At 66.0% G+C, this 285-nt stretch carries 1 protein-coding gene; it reads left to right on the top strand.

The genetic code is table 11. The features are described from left to right. On the top strand, positions 1-285 hold a 285-nt coding region (locus EN808_RS35945; RefSeq protein WP_281041873.1), incomplete at both ends, for a GNVR domain-containing protein.

The following is a 285-nucleotide window of genomic DNA, read 5'->3' on the forward strand; positions in this document are numbered from 1 at the left end:
CAGGAAGCCTCGCAGCAGCAATCCTTCCCTGTCGGCAAGGTCCGCATCATCTCGGATGCGAACATGCCGCTTGCCGCGTCGAGCCCGCGCACCATCAGGGTGCTGGCGCTCTCGCTGGTGCTCGGCCTCATGCTCGGCGCCGGCTTCGGCGGCTTGAACGAATTCAACGAGCGCTTCTTCCGGACGGGCGAGGACATTCGCGACCGCGTCGGCCTGAAGTTCCTCGGCTATCTGCCGACGATCGGCGGCGGCAAGGCCAAGGAGACGAAGCCGGACGAATTGCCG

The sequence above is a fragment of the Mesorhizobium sp. M8A.F.Ca.ET.165.01.1.1 genome, from assembly GCF_004792065.1.
Taxonomy (GTDB): Bacteria; Pseudomonadota; Alphaproteobacteria; order Rhizobiales; family Rhizobiaceae; genus Mesorhizobium.